General features: G+C 43.9%; 21 protein-coding genes. 19 read left to right on the top strand and 2 right to left on the bottom strand.

The features are described 5' to 3' along the window. Positions 1–48: 48 nt before the first annotated feature. The gene (locus JOD17_RS02680; RefSeq protein WP_204695572.1) at positions 49–1,653 is read left to right on the top strand and encodes a CTP synthase; all 1,605 of its coding nucleotides are present in this window, start codon (positions 49–51) and stop codon (positions 1,651–1,653) included. Positions 1,654–1,725: 72 nt separating this feature from the next. Here the strand turns inward: JOD17_RS02680 and JOD17_RS02675 are convergent, their stop codons facing one another. Further along, the gene (locus tag JOD17_RS02675; RefSeq protein ID WP_042358113.1) at positions 1,726–2,241 is read right to left on the bottom strand and encodes a DUF2529 family protein; all 516 of its coding nucleotides are present in this window, start codon (positions 2,239–2,241) and stop codon (positions 1,726–1,728) included. Positions 2,242–2,398: 157 nt separating this feature from the next. Between JOD17_RS02675 and JOD17_RS02670 the strand changes: the two genes are divergently transcribed. The 7 genes from JOD17_RS02670 to JOD17_RS02640 all read left to right on the top strand — a co-directional run bounded on the left by JOD17_RS02670 (position 2,399) and on the right by JOD17_RS02640 (position 8,613). Beyond that, on the top strand, positions 2,399–2,758 hold the full coding sequence (locus JOD17_RS02670; RefSeq protein WP_042414605.1) for a response regulator: 360 nt from the start codon (positions 2,399–2,401) through the stop codon (positions 2,756–2,758). Positions 2,759–2,831: 73 nt separating this feature from the next. Continuing rightward, positions 2,832–3,701, top strand: coding sequence for a class II fructose-1,6-bisphosphate aldolase (gene fba, locus JOD17_RS02665; RefSeq protein ID WP_042414608.1), 870 nt, complete (start codon positions 2,832–2,834; stop codon positions 3,699–3,701). 17 nt (positions 3,702–3,718) lie between these two features. Further along, complete coding sequence (gene fsa, locus JOD17_RS02660; protein ID WP_042414611.1) at positions 3,719–4,372, top strand: fructose-6-phosphate aldolase; 654 nt, start codon at positions 3,719–3,721, stop codon at positions 4,370–4,372. A 115-nt stretch (positions 4,373–4,487) separates the two neighbouring features. Next, the gene (locus tag JOD17_RS02655) at positions 4,488–5,777 is read left to right on the top strand and encodes a UDP-N-acetylglucosamine 1-carboxyvinyltransferase (protein ID WP_042414614.1); all 1,290 of its coding nucleotides are present in this window, start codon (positions 4,488–4,490) and stop codon (positions 5,775–5,777) included. 17 nt (positions 5,778–5,794) lie between these two features. Then, the gene (gene glpX, locus JOD17_RS02650; RefSeq protein ID WP_042358115.1) at positions 5,795–6,763 is read left to right on the top strand and encodes a class II fructose-bisphosphatase; all 969 of its coding nucleotides are present in this window, start codon (positions 5,795–5,797) and stop codon (positions 6,761–6,763) included. 213 nt (positions 6,764–6,976) lie between these two features. Continuing rightward, positions 6,977–8,260: a transcription termination factor Rho gene (gene rho, locus JOD17_RS02645; protein WP_204695571.1), complete on the top strand. Its 1,284-nt coding sequence runs from the start codon at positions 6,977–6,979 to the stop codon at positions 8,258–8,260. A 110-nt stretch (positions 8,261–8,370) separates the two neighbouring features. Further along, positions 8,371–8,613 carry a type B 50S ribosomal protein L31 gene (locus JOD17_RS02640; protein ID WP_042358117.1) on the top strand — a complete coding sequence of 81 codons (243 nt, stop codon included), beginning with the start codon at positions 8,371–8,373 and terminating at the stop codon, positions 8,611–8,613. 226 nt (positions 8,614–8,839) lie between these two features. Here JOD17_RS02640 and JOD17_RS02635 read toward each other — a convergent pair whose 3' ends face one another. Beyond that, on the bottom strand, positions 8,840–10,177 hold the full coding sequence (locus JOD17_RS02635) for an FAD-dependent oxidoreductase (RefSeq protein ID WP_204695570.1): 1,338 nt from the start codon (positions 10,175–10,177) through the stop codon (positions 8,840–8,842). Between the two features lie 106 nt (positions 10,178–10,283). Between JOD17_RS02635 and prfA the strand changes: the two genes are divergently transcribed. From prfA to JOD17_RS02580, 11 genes are all read left to right on the top strand, one after another. Continuing rightward, positions 10,284–11,357 carry a peptide chain release factor 1 gene (gene prfA / locus JOD17_RS02630; RefSeq protein ID WP_042358118.1) on the top strand — a complete coding sequence of 358 codons (1,074 nt, stop codon included), beginning with the start codon at positions 10,284–10,286 and terminating at the stop codon, positions 11,355–11,357. Beyond that, positions 11,354–12,205, top strand: coding sequence for a peptide chain release factor N(5)-glutamine methyltransferase (gene prmC, locus JOD17_RS02625; RefSeq protein ID WP_204695569.1), 852 nt, complete (start codon positions 11,354–11,356; stop codon positions 12,203–12,205). The genes prfA and prmC overlap by 4 nt, the downstream gene beginning before the upstream one ends. A 73-nt stretch (positions 12,206–12,278) precedes the next feature. Further along, on the top strand, positions 12,279–12,905 hold the full coding sequence (gene spoIIR / locus JOD17_RS02620; protein WP_204695568.1) for a stage II sporulation protein R: 627 nt from the start codon (positions 12,279–12,281) through the stop codon (positions 12,903–12,905). A 128-nt stretch (positions 12,906–13,033) separates the two neighbouring features. Further along, positions 13,034–14,065 (top strand): L-threonylcarbamoyladenylate synthase, encoded by a 1,032-nt coding sequence (locus JOD17_RS02615; protein WP_338028743.1) that lies wholly within the window; start codon positions 13,034–13,036, stop codon positions 14,063–14,065. Positions 14,066–14,113: 48 nt separating this feature from the next. Then, positions 14,114–14,677, top strand: a complete 564-nt coding sequence (locus JOD17_RS02610; RefSeq protein ID WP_204695567.1) for a manganese efflux pump MntP — start codon at positions 14,114–14,116, stop codon at positions 14,675–14,677. Positions 14,678–14,719: 42 nt separating this feature from the next. Continuing rightward, positions 14,720–15,166, top strand: a complete 447-nt coding sequence (locus JOD17_RS02605; protein WP_042358119.1) for a low molecular weight protein arginine phosphatase — start codon at positions 14,720–14,722, stop codon at positions 15,164–15,166. Continuing rightward, entirely contained in the window at positions 15,163–15,603 is a 441-nt protein-coding gene (gene rpiB, locus JOD17_RS02600) for a ribose 5-phosphate isomerase B (protein WP_042358120.1), read from the top strand. The genes JOD17_RS02605 and rpiB overlap by 4 nt, the downstream gene beginning before the upstream one ends. After that, complete coding sequence (locus JOD17_RS02595; RefSeq protein ID WP_204695566.1) at positions 15,600–16,139, top strand: TIGR01440 family protein; 540 nt, start codon at positions 15,600–15,602, stop codon at positions 16,137–16,139. The genes rpiB and JOD17_RS02595 overlap by 4 nt, the downstream gene beginning before the upstream one ends. Before the next feature lie 42 nt (positions 16,140–16,181). After that, positions 16,182–17,417 carry a serine hydroxymethyltransferase gene (gene glyA, locus JOD17_RS02590; RefSeq protein WP_204695565.1) on the top strand — a complete coding sequence of 412 codons (1,236 nt, stop codon included), beginning with the start codon at positions 16,182–16,184 and terminating at the stop codon, positions 17,415–17,417. Positions 17,418–17,613: 196 nt separating this feature from the next. Next, a complete protein-coding gene (gene upp, locus JOD17_RS02585) occupies positions 17,614–18,243 on the top strand; it encodes a uracil phosphoribosyltransferase (protein WP_042358122.1) in 630 nt (209 codons plus the stop codon). A gap of 122 nt (positions 18,244–18,365) precedes the next feature. Continuing rightward, the gene (locus tag JOD17_RS02580; protein WP_204695564.1) at positions 18,366–20,594 is read left to right on the top strand and encodes a S8 family serine peptidase; all 2,229 of its coding nucleotides are present in this window, start codon (positions 18,366–18,368) and stop codon (positions 20,592–20,594) included. The last annotated feature ends 172 nt before the right edge of the window (positions 20,595–20,766 follow it).

Here is a 20,766-nt window from a genome sequence, read left to right as displayed (position 1 = left end):
AGGATTTTAAGTATTGATTAGATGAATGATTGGGAAGGGGCTCATTAAATGGCGGTAAAGTATATTTTTGTTACTGGCGGTGTTGTTTCCTCACTAGGAAAAGGGATTACTGCTGCATCGTTAGGACGTTTGTTGAAAAATCGAGGACTGAATGTAACCATTCAAAAATTTGACCCATATATCAACGTGGACCCGGGTACTATGAGCCCTTATCAGCACGGCGAAGTTTTTGTCACTGATGATGGTGCAGAAACAGACTTGGACCTTGGGCATTATGAACGTTTTATTGACATTAACTTAAATCAGAACAGCAACGTAACGACAGGTAAAGTGTATTCTTCTGTTATTCGTAAAGAGCGTCGCGGTGATTATTTAGGTGGAACGGTTCAAGTAATTCCACACGTTACAAACGAGCTTAAAGACCGTGTGTACCGTGCAGGTAATGAAGCAAACGTTGACGTCGTTATTACTGAGATCGGCGGAACGGTTGGCGATATCGAAAGTCTTCCTTTCTTAGAAGCGATTCGCCAAATCAAAAGTGATGTTGGGCGTGAAAACGTCATGTACATTCACTGTACGTTGATTCCGTACCTTTCGGCAGCAGGCGAGATGAAGTCTAAACCGACACAACATAGCGTTAAAGAACTTCGTAGCCTTGGTATTCAGCCAAATGTAATTGTCGTACGTACAGAACAACCGGTTCCAGAAGAAATGAAAGAAAAGATTGCCCTTTTCTGCGACATTAACAAGAACTCAGTCATTGAAGCCCGCAACGCAAATCCACTGTATCAAGTGGCTTTAGATCTTCAAGACCAAAAGCTTGACGATATCGTTTGTAAGCACCTTGAGATTGACTCCCCAAAGCCAGAAGCAGATATGAAAGAATGGAAAGAGCTCGTTAATAAAGTGAAGCATCTTTCTAAAAAGACGACCATCGGCCTTGTTGGAAAGTACGTATCGTTACCAGATGCTTATCTTTCAATTGCTGAGTCGTTGAAACATGCAGGTTATGCATTTGATGCTGACATTGAGATTCGTTGGATCGATTCAGAAGGTGTTACTGCTGAAAATGTAAGTGATCAGCTAAAAGACGTCGATGGTGTTCTAGTACCTTACGGCTTCGGACATCGGGGGGTTGAAGGCAAGATTACAGCCATTCGTTATGCTCGTGAGAACAAAGTACCGTTCTTTGGTATTTGTTTAGGGATGCAACTCGCTTCAGTAGAGTTTGCAAGACATGCACTAGGACTCGACGATGCTGCATCGGCAGAGATGAACCCTGAGACGACGAATCCAATTATTGATTTGTTGCCAGAACAAAAAGATGTAGAAGACCTTGGTGGAACGCTACGCCTTGGACTTTACCCTTGTAAGCTTAAAGAAGGCACAATTGCTCGCCGTGCATACGGTGAAGAAGTTGTATATGAGCGTCACCGCCATCGTTATGAGTTTAACAACGCATACCGTGAAGCGTTTGAAGAAGCTGGTTTCGTATTCTCTGGAACGAGCCCTGACAATCGCCTCGTTGAGATCGTTGAGCTAAGCGACCATCCGTACTTTGTTGCAGCTCAGTTCCATCCGGAATTCGTCTCAAGACCGACACGTCCACAACCGTTGTTTAGAGAATTCATTAAGAGCTCCTTAGGAGAATAATAAAAAGCTGTTGAATTGGATCGCAATTCAACAGCTTTTTTTAATGGATTCGTGGTACACTGATTCTAAACATTAAGCGAGCAACTCTTGGATTTGAAACATTAATGCCTGGTACGTGTATACGATTGCGAGTTCTTCTGGGTACCCGCTTCTTGAACCATCAAGGTTCGGAATAAGGCCCCTGGATTCTATCGTAATATGGAACGGAGGTTCCATCCCATTTACATCGTGTAATGACGGTGCAGTAGGTCCAATGAATACAAGTGGCGTTTCACGATTTAATGCTGTTTGAAGTTGTTCAATTTCTTCCGTCGTCTCTTCTCCATCTGTAATGACAATTAATCGATCAACAGAAGTAAGCTGTGATGATTCTTTTTGGAGATTTAACGAAGCAACACGCGTAACTGTATCTTGGTTATGTACGAGCGCTTTAGCAAGTGCATCGTAGCGTGTACCCCCCACTACATAAATCGATCCTTCACCAACGAGCGCTTGGGCGAGTAGTCTTCCACATTCATCGATTTGTTCTTCTTGTTCTTGAATTTTTGTAAACACACGTTGTAGCTGAGTTGTGTACATTTTTAACATTGAACGATCACCTTTCTAGCATATCCTTTCCACAAGTCTAACCGATTATCAATTACCAAAAAAGAGGATATTACTTTGAAGTCTAGAAACCATGTCAAAGAGAAGACGCTAAGAGGTGATTGTTAGAAAGATCATTTTTTGTTCAGAGGTGAGCAAGTTGCAAAGAGTATTAATCGTAGACGATGAAGCAGGAATTCGAAAACTAATTGAAGCTGTCCTAATGGAAGAAGGGTATTATGTTCATCTCGCAAGTAACGGCTACCAAGCATTAGAAGCGATGGAGAAGATGACATTTGAACTCGTGATGTTGGATGTGAAGCTTCCAGGGTTAAGCGGCATCGACGTCCTTAAGAAAATCCGTAAACAAGGCTCAGACGTACGTGTGATTATGATGACCGCATATGAAGAGTTGAATTTTGATAAGGAATTACACGAACAAGGCGTAACAGCATCAATTGCTAAACCGTTTGACATTACCGTTATTCGACAATTGGTCGAAAAGGCAATGCTTACATAAGATATCGAAATGAAATTGGAATATGATATAATAGCGGAGAATCATTTACAGTCACTAAGGAGGAACCATTCTTATGCCATTAGTTTCCATGACAGAGATGCTGAAAACGGCTAAAGAAAACCAATATGCCGTTGGTCAATACAACTTAAACAACATGGAGTTTACACAAGCCATTTTACAAGCAGCCGAGGAGGAAAAGTCTCCTCTTATTTGCGGTGTTTCAGAAGGTGCCGCGAAATATATGGGAGGGTTTGAAGCCGTTGTTAATATGGTGAAATCCTATATGACAGCGTACAATGTAACCGTTCCTGTAGCGATTCACTTGGATCATGGATCAAGCTTTGAAACGTGTGCTCAAGCAATCAAAGCAGGTTTTACATCCGTGATGATTGACGGTTCTCACTACCCATTAGAAGAGAACATTGCCTTAACGAAGAAAGTCGTTGAAATGGCACATGCAGTCGGAGTTTCTGTTGAAGCGGAACTTGGACGCATTGGTGGTCAAGAAGACGATATCGTCGTTGATGAAGCAGAAGCGAACTATGCGATTCCAGAAGAGTGTGAGCGTCTTGTTAAAGAAACAGGTGTTGATTGCTTTGCTCCTGCACTCGGATCGGTTCATGGTCCTTATAAAGGCGAACCAAATCTTGGATTTAAGCAAATGGAAGAGATCAACAAGCTTGTTGGTTTAACACCACTCGTGCTTCACGGAGGGACAGGTCTTCCAGTTGACGATGTAAAGCGTGCAATTGAGTACGGTCACGCAAAAGTTAACGTAAACACAGAAAGCCAAATTGCTGCAACGAACGCCGTTAAAGAAGTGTTCGAGAACAGCCCGAACCAATACGACCCAAGAAAATATATGGGACCTGCACGAGATGCAATTAAAGAAACCGTTAAAGGCAAAATGCGCGACTTTGGATCAGCAGGAAAAGCAAACTAAAGGTTAGGTGTGAGAGCATGAAATTTTTCATTGATACAGCAAACCTAGAAGACATTAAAAAAGCCCACGACCTTGGCATTCTTGACGGGGTAACGACAAACCCAAGTCTTGTAGCCAAAGAGGGCATTGACTTTAAAGAACGTCTTAAAGAAATTACGTCCCTTGTAAGCGGCTCTGTCAGTGCAGAAGTGATCGCACTTGAAGCAGATGCAATGATTGAAGAAGGGAAAGAATTAGCTGCTGTAGCACCGAATGTTACGGTGAAAGTCCCGATGACAGTTGAAGGACTTAAAGCAGTTAAAGTGTTTAAAGAACTCGGCATTGAAACGAACGTAACGCTGATTTTCTCAAGTGTGCAAGCACTTTTAGCAGCACGTGCTGGGGCGACGTATGTATCGCCGTTTTTAGGTCGCGTTGATGATATTGGTGGCAATGGTTTAGACCTTGTTGAAGAGATTGCCGATATCTTTGCAACACACGACATTGATACACAAATCATTGCAGCATCTGTACGTCATCCTGTTCACGTAACAGAGTCTGCAAAACGCGGTGCAGACATTGCAACAATCCCGTATAAAGTTATTGAGCAACTTGCAGCACATCCGTTGACAGACCAAGGCATTGAGAAGTTTTTAGCAGACTGGGAAAAAGTAACAAACCAAAAAGGATAATGTCTACCTTCCTCTCTTTTTGACAATTCTAGTTAGAAAGAGGGGAAGGTTACGTTCATAGACAGTTGCTTAAAAATTAAGATTTAAACCGAAGGATGAGGAAGTGACGCAGCACATGGATAAGTTAATGGTTGAGGGTGGGCATCCACTACATGGAGAAGTTCAAATCGGTGGAGCGAAGAACAGTGCGGTCGCATTAATACCGGCTGCGCTTTTAGCGGACTCACCAGTGACGATTGACAATTTGCCGAATATTTCAGATGTGGAAGTGTTAGCTGAACTCGTTGAGCATATTGGTGGTCGTGTGAACCACAACGGTGATGCAATGACGATTGATCCAAGACAAGTGATGCCAATGCCACTTCCGAACGGGCGAGTTAAGCAGATGCGCGCATCGTACTATATGATGGGGGCAATGCTCGGACGCTTTAAAAAAGCTTCAATTGGTCTTCCTGGAGGCTGTAACTTAGGTCCACGACCGATTGATCAACATATCAAGGGATTTGAAGCACTTGGTGCTGTCGTAACAAACGAACAAGGATCGATTTACTTACGAGCAAATGAGCTAGTCGGTGCGAAGATTTATCTTGACGTCGTAAGCGTTGGTGCAACGATTAACATTATGCTTGCAGCTGTGAAAGCAAAAGGGAAGACGATCATCGAAAATGCCGCGAAAGAACCTGAAATCATCGATGTAGCGACACTTCTATCTAGCATGGGTGCAGATATTAAAGGTGCAGGTACCGATGTGATCCGTATTGAAGGTAAGGAGAAGCTTAAGGGTTGTGCACATAGCATTATCCCAGACCGGATTGAAGCGGGAACGTATATTATTGCTGCAGCTTGTATGGGCTCAGATGTAGCTGTTCAAAACGTTATTCCTGATCATTTAGAATCATTAATCGCTAAGCTCGATGAAATGGGCGTTGATGTTGATAGTGATGATGATGCCGTTTATGTAAAAGGAAGCAACAACCGTTTGAAGGGTGTCGACATTAAAACACTCGTTCATCCAGGTTTTCCGACAGATTTGCAACAACCGGTTACCTCATTGTTAGCAAAGGCCCAGGGAACGAGTATTATTACAGACACCATCTACAATGCACGTTTTAAACATATCGATGAGTTACGCCGAATGGGTGCAGACATTAAAGTCGAAGGCCGTTCAGCAATGATCAACGGTGGGAAGCGCCTCGAAGGTGCGCGTGTGAAAGCGAGCGACCTTAGAGCAGGAGCTGCTCTAGTTATTGCTGGTCTTATGGCGGATGGCGTTACGGAAATTACAGGCGTTCATCATATCGATCGAGGTTATGAATCTCTTGAAGAGAAATTAAAAGGACTCGGTGCAAAGCTTTGGCGGGAGAAGATGACTGAGGAAGAGCAAGAGCAACTAAAAAGTTCATAACAAAGGGGCATGATACAATGGAACGTAGCTTATCCATGGAACTCGTGCGTGTTACTGAAGCAGCAGCGCTTTCTGCAGCACGCTGGATGGGGCGGGGAATGAAAGAAGAAGCGGATGATGCAGCCACAAGCGCCATGCGTGATGTATTCGATACGATCCCGATGAAAGGGACCGTCGTCATCGGTGAGGGCGAGAAAGACGAAGCGCCAATGCTTTATATCGGGGAGAAGCTCGGAAATGGTTTTGGACCTCGTGTGGATGTTGCCGTTGATCCTGTTGAAGGTACGAATATTGTAGCTGCTGGTACGTGGAACGCACTTGCAGTTTTGGCAGTTGCCGACGACGGAATGTTGTTGCATGCTCCAGATATGTATATGGAGAAAATTGCTGTAGGCCCTGAGGCTGTTGGAGTCATTAGTCTTGATGCAACAGTGGAAGAGAATTTGAAAGCGGTCGCAAAAGCGAAATCCAAAGATGTTGAGGACCTCGTTGTCAGCATTTTACAACGTGATCGTCATAAGCAGTTAATAGAAGAGGTTCGCCAAGCTGGAGCGAGAATTAAGCTCATTCAAGACGGTGATGTCGCAGCGGCAATTAATACGGCATTTGATGAAACAGGTATGGATTTATTAATGGGAACAGGGGGAGCTCCTGAAGGAGTAATCTCTGCAGTAGCATTGAAATGTCTCGGGGGAGAATTCCAAGGTCGTCTATTACCAAAAGACGATGCGGAAGAAGCACGGTGTCATCAAATGGGGATTGAGGACACATCGAAAGTGTTATTTATGGACGACCTCGTCGGTGGAGATGACTGTATTTTTGCAGCGACTGGTGTTACCGATGGAGAACTATTAAAAGGTGTTCATTATAAGAGTACAAAAGCAACCACTCAATCACTTGTTATGAGGGCGAAATCAGGAACCGTACGTTTTATTGATGGTAAGCATAACGTTGCAAAGAAACCCGATTTTTTCATGAAGAATTAATTCGTAATACTAATACTTCGGAATTCGTTGTTCCCAACTCGTCCAAAAGTATGGTACGTTAGGTACAATGAATTCTCGCTTTATCTGTTTTTCCAAACCTCCCATAACATTCGAAGTTTTCCTTCTAATGTCCTGCCTTTCGTAATGATCCCAAGACAACTAACAATGAATTCAATTGAAATGATAAGTAACTTAAGAAAGTGGTGAAGACGTTTGAGTTATTCATTAGCTGAACTCGAGCAAAAGACACTTCGAGATTTATATAAGCTCGCAAAAGAGCTGAAGATCTCCTACTACAGTAAATTAACGAAGCAAGAGCTTGTTTTTGCAATATTAAAAGGACAAGCAGAACAAGATGGTCTCATGTTTATGGAAGGTGTTCTAGAGATCATTCAGACAGAAGGGTATGGATTTTTACGTCCGATCAACTATTTACCGAGCTCAGAAGATATTTACATTTCTGCCTCACAAATTCGTCGTTTTGACTTAAGAAATGGAGATCGTGTCTCAGGCAAAGTAAGAAAGCCTAAAGACAATGAGCGCTATCACGGTTTATTGCAAGTGTCGGCTGTAAATGGGGACGAGCCAGACCATGCGAAAGAACGCCCCCATTTCCCTGCACTAACGCCTTTGTTTCCGAATAAGAAAATTCAACTTGAAACAAACCCAGGGCGATTATCTGCGCGTATTATCGATATCGTAACGCCAGTTGGCTTTGGACAACGTGGACTCATTGTAGCCCCACCAAAAGCAGGGAAAACGTCTTTACTCAAACAAGTCGCAAATAGCATCTCTGAAAATCATCCGGATGCAGAGTTAATTGTATTACTGATTGATGAGCGTCCAGAGGAAGTAACGGATATTGAGCGCTCTGTTCAAGGTGAAGTTGTTCACTCGACGTTTGATGAAGTGCCAGAGAATCACATTAAAGTAACTGAACTCGTTTTAGAAAGAGCGATGCGTCTTGTAGAACAACGTAAAGACGTAATCATCTTAATGGATAGTTTAACTCGTCTTGCGCGAGCCTATAACCTTGTTATTCCTCCTAGTGGTCGTACGCTTTCTGGGGGTATTGACCCTGCAGCATTCCACCGCCCGAAACGTTTCTTTGGAGCTGCGCGTAACATTGAAGAAGGTGGAAGTATGACAATTTTAGCAACGGCTCTCGTGGATACAGGTTCACGTATGGACGATGTGATTTACGAGGAATTTAAAGGAACAGGGAACATGGAGCTACATCTTGACCGTAAGCTTGCTGAACGACGGATCTTTCCATCCATTGATATTCGCCGCTCATCGACTCGTAAAGAAGAATTGCTCGTACCAAAAGGCCACTTAGAAAGCCTGTGGGCGATGCGTAAAACGATGAGTGATTCCCCAGAGTTTGTGGATCATTTCATCCGTAGGATCAAGGATACGAAGACGAATGAAGAGTTTTTCGAACGTATGGAACAAGACAAGGCAAGACAACGTTCAAAAACAAAGTCCGGCGTTTAATGCCAATTTTTGAAAAGTCTTATTGTAGAACTTGAAAAATAGCTGTCCCATTGTTATAATCTTTTTATGTGTGAAAAGACCTCTGCGTAAGAGGGAGGAGGGAATACTTCATGAAAACGGAAATTCATCCGCAATATCAAAAAGTTGTTTTCTTAGATACAAGCACGGGCTTCAAATTCCTAGGTGGTTCTACGAAATCATCAGCTGAAACAACAGAATGGGAAGACGGCAATACGTATCCTGTAATTAAAGTTGAAATCAGCTCTGATTCTCACCCGTTCTACACAGGTAAGCAGAAGCTTGCTGATGCTGGTGGTCGTATCGATCGCTTCAAAAAGAAATACAACATGTAATGTTCAAGACAAGCCAGGGGGACTCCCACTTGTCTTTTTTTTGTTCAATTTCCTTAGATCTCCGAACATCATAACTAACACTCACGGACAAAATGATAGTGCACAATCAAAAAGATTGTTGTTGGATGACAACCTCCATTTGTATACGTATGCCACGTCTACAGATTTCATTAGGGGAAACATGGGATCATGATGAACAAGCAAGCCTTATCATAAGGCTTGCTTGTTAGCGTTCACGCCTTCTAAGCGCTTGTTGTATCGGGTCCCAAACACCGTTATAAGGTGGAGCATAAGCGAGGTCTAAATTCTCAATGTCCTCACACGTTAACTTCGAATAAAGTGCAGTAGCTGCGACATCAATACGTTTATCAGCGCCTTTACCGATAATTTGTGCACCGAGAAATTGATCGCTCGTACGATCGTAGACAAGGTTCAGGTGAATCGGCTTCTTCTCTTCGAAATAACCAGCAATATGAGAGCCTGTATAGTGAACGGTGCCAACATCATGTCCAAGAGCCGTAGCTTCTTCTTCAGATAAGCCAGTCATCGCTACATCAAGGTTAAAAAAGCGGAATATACTCGTACCTGTCATCCCTTCATAGCGACGAAGAGGGAGTCGCTCACTCATGTTCATTCCTGCAATACGCCCTTGTTTATTCGCATGTGTTCCTAATGGAGCGTAATCAGCTTCTTCTTTTAGTCGATGATATTGAAGGGCACAATCACCAGCGGCATAGATGTCGGGAACACTCGTTTGCAAGTACTCATCTACATAAATCGCTCCTTCTTTAGAGCGTGTAACAGAGCAGTCAGATAGAAAGGCTGTATTCGGCTCGATTCCTGTTGCGAAAATGACGAGATCAGTTGATATCTCGCTTTGATCTGTTTTCACAGCATGCACACGCGTTGTGCCTTGGACTGCTTCAATTTGTTCTGATAATCGCAAATCAACATTATGGAGTCGTGCTTCATCATGTAAGTGTTCAACGAGTTGGTCGTCAATACCAGGAGCCAACTGGTCGTTTCTTTGAATGAGACAAATATCATAACCTTGCGTAACGAGGGCTTCGGTCAGCTCAAGGCCGATGTACCCGCCTCCAACAATGGTGATGTGAGACACGTCTGGAAGGTCTTTTTGTAAGTTTTGTAAATCTGGAATTGTTTTTAATGTATGTGTACCTTTAAGATCTTTGCCTGGAATGTCAGGCACAATCGGGCTCGCTCCAGTGGCGATCAAAAGTGTATCGTAATCAATCGTTTCTTGTTTGTTCTCACTTTGTACGTAAACAAATTTTTTCTCACAATCAATGGATGTGACTTCACTATTCGTCCGAGCATCGATGCCATATCGACTTCGAAACGTCTCGACGTCTCGCGCGATTAAATGATCTTCGTGTTCAATTGCTCCTTCAATCACATAAGGAAGGCCGCATTGAGCATAAGAATAAATTGCACCTTTCTCTATGGTTGTAATCATCGTATCTTCTTTGTCTCGATTTCGTACTAGTTCCATTGCCGCGCTCATGCCTGCGGCATCTCCACCGATAATGACGTAACGTTTCATCGTACCCCTCCTAGTAATGTTTCACATGGAACAAGAGCAGAACCCGTTTTGACCAACTTACTTCCTTATACTATACTAAATTTAGAAGAAAAATGAGGTGAAGAATGTGCTTGAAAAACTTCAAACGGTTGAAGATCGCTACGAGCAGCTAAATGCATGGTTAAGTGATCCTGAAGTCATAAGTGATACAAACAAGCTACGTGAGTATTCTAAAGAGCAATCGAACATAGAAGAGACTGTACAGGCGTACCGCGAATATAAAACAACATCATCTGAATTGAGCGATGCAAAAGTGATGTTGAACGAAGAAGATCTTGATGCGGATATGCTTGAAATGGTTAAAATGGAGATTGAAGAGCTTCAAGAACGTAAAGTTGAAATTGAAGAACGACTGAAAATCCTCCTTATTCCTAAAGACCCGAACGACGATAAGAACGTAATTATTGAAATTCGTGGTGCGGCAGGCGGTGACGAAGCGGCACTTTTTGCAGGGGATTTATTTAAAATGTATAGCCGTTTTGCGGAGCAGAATCGCTGGAAGACGGAAATCATTGAGACGCATGCGACTGACATTGGTGGGTTCAAAGAAATTATTTTCTCCATTAATGGTGACGGTGCATACTCAAAGATGAAGTACGAAAACGGCGCACACCGTGTGCAGCGTATTCCATCTACGGAGTCGGGTGGACGAATTCATACATCAACAGCGACGGTAGCTGTACTTCCAGAAGCTGAAGAAGTTGAGGTAGAGATTCACGATAAAGACTTACGAGTGGACACATTTGCTTCAAGTGGTCCAGGCGGCCAGAGTGTTAACACGACGATGTCTGCTGTGCGAATCACACATGAGCCGACTGGGATCGTCGTGAGTTGCCAAGATGAGAAATCACAAATCAAAAACCGCGATAAAGCGATGAAAGTATTACGTGCCCGTGTGTATGATAAGTTCCAAAAGGAAGCACAAGATGAGTACGCAGAAAACCGTAAAGCTGCGGTTGGAACAGGCGACCGTTCTGAACGTATTCGTACGTATAACTTCCCGCAAAGTCGTGTTACTGACCATCGCATCGGATTAACATTGCAAAAGCTCGAACAAATTCTTCAAGGGAACTTGAATGAAATTATTGATCAACTCATTGTTGAAGAGCAAGCAAAAATGATGGAGCATACGAGCGAATGAAAGACGTAACATATGTATACGAAGCCCTAAATTGGGCTTCGTCTTTTTTAGAGTCTAAAGAAAAAGAAGCACATGCTGCGGTCTGGATTATGGAAGACCTTCTTGGCGTGGAGGGCATCGAATTTCAACTGAAACGTCGTGAGGAGTTACGAGAAGACCAAAAAGTGTCGTATCAAGCGGCTATTGAACGGTTTATCGCGGGCGAGCCAGTGCAATACATTAGTGGCCAAGCGAGTTTTTATGGCCGGAAGTTTAACGTAAACGAACATGTGCTCATTCCAAGACCAGAAACCGAAGAGCTTATTGAGCTTGCACTCAAATTGATGCAAGAAAAAGGCTTTCGTGCACCGAAGATTGCCGACATTGCTACGGGGAGTGGAGCGATTTCTGTGACGCTCTCTTTGGAATGCAAAGAAGCGAGAGTTGTGGCAACAGACATCTCAAAGCGTGCACTTGAAGTAGCCAGTGGGAATGCAAAGAAGCTTGGAGCTACCCGTGTAGCCTTTCGAGAAGGAGATTTGACTGGCCCGCTCGTAGGTGAGACGTATAACGTAATCGTCAGTAACCCACCGTACATTCCGATTGCCGAAGTGGAGAAACTTCATGAGCATGTCAAAAATCAAGAACCTCATTTAGCCCTCGCAGGTGGAGAAGATGGACTCCTGTTCTACGTGCGCTTAGCAGAGGAGCTTCCAGGTATATTAGCTGAAGACGGAATCGTGTTATTAGAAATTGGTTACGATCAAGGACCGACGGTTTCTTCGTTAATGGAAAAAGCATTTCCGCATGCTCACGTCCGCATACATCAAGACCTCAATGGTAAAGATCGAATCATAAGTATCACATAAGAAATTTGTCGTACGAAAACGAGTTTATCTCTCCCTCCCTCTGACCAAGCTTAACAGTAGAGAGGGAGAGTGAATGATCATGAAACAAGCACTTATTTATACATTTATCTGTTTATTTATGGTCGTCGGTACGTGGGAAAGCCAACAACAATATTGGATGGCGGAAGATAGCATTCCTGAAGATGCAATCCGTTTGCGAATCTTTTCGCATTCTGATGCACTTGTGCATCAACAGATTAAACGAGATGTTCGTGATGAAGTTGCCCTTTATACTCGTGAAATGCTAACAGGGGCGACGACGCAATCGGAGGCAAGAGCAACATTTACAGAGCAATTAACAAACATTGAAGACATTGCAGAAGACATCGTCGAACGACATGGTTTTGATCTACCTGTAGATGTTTCATTATCAGAAGACGTGGAGTTCCCAACAAAAGTGTATGGACCACTCGTATACCCAGCAGGATTATATGAAGCACTCGTTATTGAAATTGGTGATGGAAACGGAGAAAATTGGTGGTGTGTCTTATTTCCGCCACTCTGTTTGACTGACTTAGGGATCGGAACGGATGAAGAAATAGAAGAAGAGGAAGTCGAGTTATCAACAGAGGATGTAGACAAAACTGGGGATAATTCAGAGCCGGAATTCACATTTTTTGTGGCAGAATTATGGGACAATTGGTTTGGTGGAAAATCATAAGAGTTATCCTCAACAACAAACACCTATGTGGATAAACCCCTTCGAATTGTGGATAACTCGGCAGCGGTGTACACAGTGTCAAAAGCCTTGTTATAAAGGGGAATTTTACATTTTAAGGAGAAATACGTGTGAGTTACCAACATACAAACTGGTTGCCTGTGAATAACTTTCAAGACACTGAAAGCGTTTCAAAGGCAGTGGATATATGGAAAAAAGGCGGTCTTGTCGCCTTTCCGACAGAAACGGTTTATGGGTTAGGTGCGAATGGGTTATCCACAGAAGCGGTGGCTAAAATCTTCGAAGCGAAAGGGCGACCGAGTGATAATCCACTCATTCTACATATTGGACACATTGAACAGTTAGACACATTGGTTCTAGAAGTAAATGAAATGGCTACTATTTTGGTTGAAACATTTTGGCCGGGTCCGCTGACGTTAGTCATGAAACGAAAATCCGGGGTACCAGATATTGTGACAGCAGGACTTGATACGGTCGCTGTTCGTATGCCAGATCATCCATTAGCGTTAACGTTATTGCAATCTGTAAAATTACCGATTGCTGCCCCGAGTGCCAATCGGTCTGGTCGCCCAAGTCCAACGCGTGCTAGTCACGTAAAAGCAGATCTCGACGGCAGGATTGATGCCATTATTGATGGTGGTGCTACAGGATATGGACTTGAATCAACTGTTGTTGATGTAAGTGGTGAAGAACCTGTCATCTTGCGACCGGGCGGAGTTACTCAAGAAATGATGGAGGATGCTTTAGGGTTCCAATTTGAGCAGAATCGTTCGATCAATTTGACAGAGGAAGCACCTCGTTCACCAGGCATGAAATATCGCCATTATGCCCCGAATACAGAACTCGTGTTAACGACAGGGCTTGAGCATACGAACGACGTCCTCCGCGAATTGAAGCGATCAGGAAAACGTACGGCAGTTGCCGTCATTGATGAGTGGCGCGAACGAGTTACAGCGGATGTTGTGTTTACGCTTGGAGCGGGATCTGATTTGCATGCGATTTCTAGCAATGTCTATCGTGTCTTGCGTGAGGTAGACGATGTAGTGCCGAATGTTGATGTCCTTGTGTTTCAAACGTTTGAAGATAAAGGTCTCGGAAGAGCCATTATGAATCGATTGAATAAAGCTGCATCGAACGTCTAAAACCCTGCTTGTCTGCATACCCTTGTACAACAGACAAGGGGGTTTTTTATGTTTGAGTGGTTTAGTTTAATTGTGATGGCAGTTGCTCTAGGTATGGACGCATTTTCGATTGCGCTCGTTTTTGGTGTTGGCCCTGGCATTAATCGATCGGGAATGTGGCGAATTGCTACGAGTGTCGGTGTGTTTCATATGATTATGCCTCTTGCAGGAATGGCGCTCGGTGCATGGATCTCTAACTTTTATGGCGCAGGAGTTGCGAGTTTTGTTGCTGGAGTTATTCTGGCGTTGATCGGTATACAAATGATTTTCACAAGTGTAAGCGGGAAAAAGGAGCAATCATACCAATTAAGAGGGATCGGTGTGCTATTTTTTGCATTTATTGTGAGCCTAGATAGTTTTTCTGTCGGAGTATCACTTGGCGCACTTGGTGCGGAGGCAACTGCTGTCATTCTCATATTCGGTTTCGTAACGATGCTCATGACGCTAATTGGCTTAAGCCTAGGAAGCTTGTTTAGAAACCGGATTGGAGACTACGGTGAACTATTAGCAGGAATTGTTCTTTCATTATTTGGTGTGTATTCAGCCTATCCCTTTATTCTTCAATTTATTTAACATATGATAGTGGTATAGAGTTTTTATAAGGGGATGGATAGCGTGACGCGCGTATTATTTGTGTGCACCGGAAACACGTGTCGAAGCCCAATGGCTGAAGCACTGCTCAAACACCATACTGCAACAGTCGACGTTCAATCTGCGGGAATCCATGCATTTCCAGGTTCAAAAGCGGCAGAGCATTCAGCGATACTCGCAAAGGAATTCGGTCAAAGCTTGGACGATCACTCGGCGCAACAACTCGACGAATCGTTACTAGGTTGGGCGGATATTGTATTGACGATGACTGCGAATCATCAAGATGCAATTGCTTCAATCTTTCCAAACGAAAAGCAAAAGGTTTTCACTCTCGGTGAATTTGCAGGTGAACCCGATGCGAACATCCAGGATCCATTCGGAGGAAGCTTAGAGCAGTACCGCATCGCAAAGGAACAAATGGAAAGACTAATACAAGCTGCAAAACCAAGATTAGTGGAGGGAAAGTCATGAAGGTAATTATTGGATCAGACCATGCGGGTCTTCGTTTAAAGAAAGAAATTTTACCACTGTTAGATGAAAAGGGAATTGAGTATGAAGATGTTGGTGCTCACGAAATGGACAGCGTCGATTACCCTGATTTTGCAAAACCTGTGTCTGAAGCGGTAGCAAGCGGAGATTACGAGCGAGGCATTTTAATTTGTGGAACAGGAATTGGCATGTCGATCGCTGCGAACAAAGTCAAAGGCATCCGTTGTGCCCTCGTTCATGATTTATTTAGTGCAGAAATGACACGTCTTCACAATGACTCGAACGTGTTAGCTATGGGTGAGCGCGTTGTTGGACCTGGTCTTGCAACATCAATCGTTGAAAAGTGGCTCGATACTCCGTATGAAGGAGGACGTCACCAACGTCGTGTTGACAAGATGATGGAGCTCGATCAAACATGACAATCACAAGTGAGGTCAGAGACTTGCTCGCTGAGTTAAATGATCAGGCGTCACTTCAAGGCGGTGACGTACTTGTGATTGGTGCAAGTACGAGTGAAATTGCGGGAAAACACATTGGCACAGAAGGCTCTGAAGAAATTGCCAAAGCTATTGTAGAAGCGGTTGAACAAATCTGTTCAGAGACGGGGGTAATTCCTGCGTACCAAGGGTGTGAGCATATTAACCGAGCCCTCGTCGTACCGCGGTCGTTCGCGAATGCTCATCACCTTCCAATTGTAAACGTAATACCTGTACGTCATGCTGGTGGAGCGATGGCCGCTTATGCTTATTCAGAAGGGCAAGAGCGTGTCATCGTTGAACATATCGCGGCTGACGCAGGTGTTGATATCGGCCTCACGTTGATCGGAATGCATTTGAAACACGTGGCTGTGCCCGTTCGACCGTCGAACCCAAAGGTTGGACAAGCGATCGTCACGATGGCAAGAACTCGTCCAAAATATATTGGAGGTCCACGCTCACACTATAGCAATTCGTGATAAACTAGAAAAAAAGGATAGGGAAAGGGGAACAACTGTAAGATGAAACATGTCGCAAGTCAAGATCCTGCCATTTTTGAAGCTATTCAAGATGAATTACAACGCCAAAGAGAAAAGATCGAATTGATTGCATCGGAGAACTTTGTATCTGAAGCGGTCATGGAAGCCCAAGGTTCTGTTTTAACGAACAAGTATGCAGAAGGGTATCCGGGTCGTCGTTACTACGGAGGTTGTGAACACGTAGATGTCGTTGAAGATCTTGCACGAGATCGTGTGAAAGAAATCTTCGGTGGTGACCATGTAAACGTTCAACCCCACTCGGGTGCACAAGCGAATATGGGTGTCTACTTCACGATTCTTGAGCATGGCGACACCGTGCTCGGAATGAACCTTTCTCACGGTGGACACTTGACGCATGGTAGTCCAGTAAACTTTAGTGGTGTTCAGTACAACTTCGTTGAATACGGTGTAACGGAGAATGATCATCGCATCGATTACGACAAGGTTCTTGAGCTAGCTAAAGCTCATCAACCGAAACTCATCGTTGCAGGTGCTTCTGCTTATCCACGCGAAATTGACTTTAAACGTTTCCGTGAGATTGCCGATGAAGTTGGCGCGTATCTTATGGTCGACATGGCTCATATTGCAGGTCTAGTTGCTACTGGTCTTCACAACAACCCAGTTCCTCATTCTCATTTTGTAACGTCAACGACTCACAAAACGCTACGTGGGCCACGCGGTGGTTTGATTATTTGTGAGGAACAATTTGCGAAAAAAGTGGACAAGTCGATCTTCCCAGGTCTTCAAGGTGGTCCACTGATGCACGTCATCGCAGCAAAAGCAGTTTCTTTCCTAGAAGTATTGCAGCCGTCATTTAACGACTATGCAGCTCAAATTATTCGCAATGCAAAAAGACTCGGGGAAAGCTTACAGAAAGAAGGCATTAACCTCGTTTCTGGTGGGACAGACAACCACTTGCTTCTACTAGACTTAACAGGACTAGGTCTAACAGGTAAAGTGGCTGAAAAAGCGTTGGATGATGTTGGTGTTACAACGAACAAAAACACCATTCCGTTTGATCCAGAAAGTCCATTCGTGACAAGTGGTATTCGAATCGGGACGGCAGCCGTAACTTCTCGTGGCTTTAAAGAAGAAGATATGGATGAGATCGCTGCGATTATCGGACTCACGCTTAACAACATGGAACAAGAAGAGAAGCTTGCTGAAGCACGTCAACGTGTAAAAACGTTAACGAGTAAGTTTCCGATGTACGAATAAAGAGTGAGAGGAAAGCAGGAGGCACGTATTCCTGCTTTTTCTTATGACGGCTTTTATCTTGCCATAGTTTTGATGCAATTTGGATAAAATATGACTTGAATCAAGGTCTGTTTTTCTGTAGAATTTTCAAAGGCATTTATCGATTTCACTCTTTAGAGTTTAGAAATAGAACCAATAAAAGGAGCGTGTTTGCAGTATGGGTAAAGTATACGTATTTGATCATCCACTCATCCAACATAAACTTACGTACATTCGTGATGTATCAACAGGAACGAAGGAGTTCCGTGAGTTAACTGATGAAGTCGCGACGTTAATGGCATTCGAAATCACTCGTGATCTTCAACTTGAAGAAGTGACGATCAACACACCAGTAGGTCCAGCACAATCGTCAGTGATCGCTGGTAAGAAGCTTGGAATTGTCCCGATTCTTCGTGCAGGTCTAGGAATGGTAGAGGGCATCCTCGACTTAATCCCAACAGCAAAAGTAGGACATGTCGGTCTTTACCGCGATCCTGAAACGTTTCAACCTGTTGAGTACTACGTAAAGCTCCCTAAAGACATTGAAGAGCGTGACTTAATCGTTGTAGATCCAATGCTTGCAACTGGAGGATCTGCAGTTGAAGCGATTAACTCGTTAAAAACACGCGGAGCAAGAAACATTAAGTTAATGTGCCTCATCGCTGCTCCAGAAGGCGTTGCACAAGTACAACAAGATCACCCGGACGTTGACATCTACTTGGCAGCACTTGATGAAAAGCTAAACGAAAAAGGCTACATCGTACCAGGCCTTGGCGATGCTGGTGACCGTCTTTTCGGAACGAAGTAAATGACATTTATGAAAAAGAACCTTCTCAGCTCGGTGTGAGAAGGTTCTTTTTTTGTTGTAAAAAGTGATTGTATGTTTCGGCATCCTCTAGCGCATTCTAAATGCTATAAAGGAGGTCGGTGATGAAGAATACGTTCCGATGCATAACCGCCCTTATGATGTCGATGGTTATTTTACTAACATCATTTACGAGCGTACATGCTCAGCCGTCAAAAGAAATGTATATTGTCCAAATGAGTGAGTCGTATAGCGAAACGATGAACCGAATTGAAGAAGTAGTCGGTGGAATTGAACCGGAGTTTATATATGAGAATAGTATTAAAGGGGCAGCTTATCGGTTTACGAGCGAACAAGCAGAACGAGTAAAGGCGATTGCTGGCGTTAGTGCAGTTGACGCAAGTGTAGATTACGAAGTGTCTTTAAAAGAAAGTGTGCCGTTCATCGGCGCAGATAACCTTCGATCTGAACTAGAGGACCGCGGTGTGCGGCTGACTGGAAAAGGTGTCAAAGTCGGTGTGATTGATACAGGCATCGATTACAATCATCCTGATTTAAGCCGAAGTTATGTTAAAGGCTACGATGTTGTTGACAAAGATGACGATCCGATGGAGTCGAAGATTCGAGGAAAAGCACAGACGTTTCATGGTACTCATGTTGCAGGGATTATTGCAGCAAATGGACGTGTGAAAGGCGTAGCGCCTGAAGCGGAGCTGTACATTTATCGCGCCCTCGGTCCAGAAGGCCAAGGGTCAACATCCTTTATTCTAGAAGCAATTGAACGGGCGATTGATGACGAAGTTGACGTATTGAATTTATCACTCGGAAGCCCAATTAACGGTCCAGATTGGCCGACGAGTTTGGCGCTAGATAAAGCGACGGAAGCAGGCATTATTACAGTCACTTCAAATGGGAATAGTGGCCCGGACCTATGGAGCGTCGGTTCGCCAGGGACGTCTTCAAAGGCGATTTCAGTCGGTGCGTCTACACCACCATTAAAAGCGCCACAAATCCGTGTTTCAGACGGTGAAGAGAACATCGGTCTACACGCGATTCAAGGGTCGAAGCCTTGGGACCTAAAACGAAGTAATCTCCTCGTTGACGGTCATCTTGGGATGCCGGAAGATTTAATAAGTGTAGAAGGCAAGGTCGTGCTCATTGAGCGTGGTGGAATACCGATTAAAGCAAAATTAGAGAATGCAAAAGAAGCTGGAGCAAAAGCGGTACTTTTGATGAATAATATTCCTGGGACGTTTGCAGCGGGTGTCGAAGAACCTGTAGCCTTTACCGCTGCGACAATTGATCATCATGACGGTGTGCGGTTGCGTGAGTGGATTGAACAGAATGGTGAAGATGCCATGATTGAGACGAAGTACGTAGAAGAAACCGATCATATGGCGTTGTTTAGTTCAAGAGGTCCTGTCACGCAAACGTGGGACATTAAACCGGATGTGGTTGCACCAGGGGTTGATATCGACAGCACTGTGCCGAACGGTTACATGGCGTTGAACGGTACGAGTATGGCAGCGCCTCACATTGCCGGAGCGGCAGCGCTTTTGAAACAAGCAAAACCAGAGTGGGGACCCGAACAAGTCAAAGCAGCGCTCATGAATACGGCAGTTCCCCTCGTGTCAGAGAATGGCGAGCGCTATCCTCCATTTGTTCAAGGATCTGGTCGTGTCGATATCGAAGCAGCCGTTCGAAGTGATACACTCGTTTATCCTGGTGCGCTTTCTTTTGGTGTATGGGATGGGGATCCGAAACAACAAGAAAGCCAACGACTTGAGAAAGAACTCACGATTGAAAATCACGGTAAAGAGAAGAGAACGTATCGCTTTGATGTCCCGGCATCACTCGGTACAGGCCTAAAGTGGCAAATGCCAATGCCGGTTACAGTCGAACCGGGTCAATCGAAGGACGTGACGATCCGTGTTGAGATTGAAACCGACATTATCGACTTCAAGCGTGTTGACGGGCAAATTAAAGTAACAGGTGGGCAAGAGGATATCACGTTACCGTTTCTGTTATTCAGTGATGAGCCAGATTATCCGAGAGTTAGTGCATTTCAATTCGGGAAGCTACCTAACGGTGGGGATTGGATGTACGAAGTGTTTTTACCTGGCGGAGCAGAAGAATTGGAGATCTCTCTTTATGATCCAGATACCTTTACGTACATTATGACACTTGATCATGAAACGGATATTCCAAAAGGTGTATTTGAAAAACGCCTTCATAAGGACGCTGTGCAATTGGATCCAGGGCTTTATCACGTTCTCGTCTATGCAAAGTTAAAAGATCGAGAAGATACGGTCGAATCCAAAATTCTATTATTAGAATCGAGAAAGAAGAAGTAATGTGGATGGAGGAGCTTAACCTTAAGTTTCTCCAATCTTTTTGAGTCTTTAAAGCATAACTATCACAAAAATTTGATATTGCTGCTATGATACAAGACCTAATTTACAATTTGTCAATCTTTTGACACAAAGTAGAATTTACCGATCGCTGTTGCGGAGGGATTTTCCTTGT

This window comes from Geomicrobium sediminis (assembly GCF_016908595.1).
In the GTDB taxonomy this organism is placed as follows: Bacteria; Bacillota; Bacilli; order Bacillales; family Marinococcaceae; genus Geomicrobium_A; species Geomicrobium_A sediminis.
Note: the sequence above shows the minus strand (reverse complement) of the source record. Positions and strands in the feature narration are given on the sequence as shown.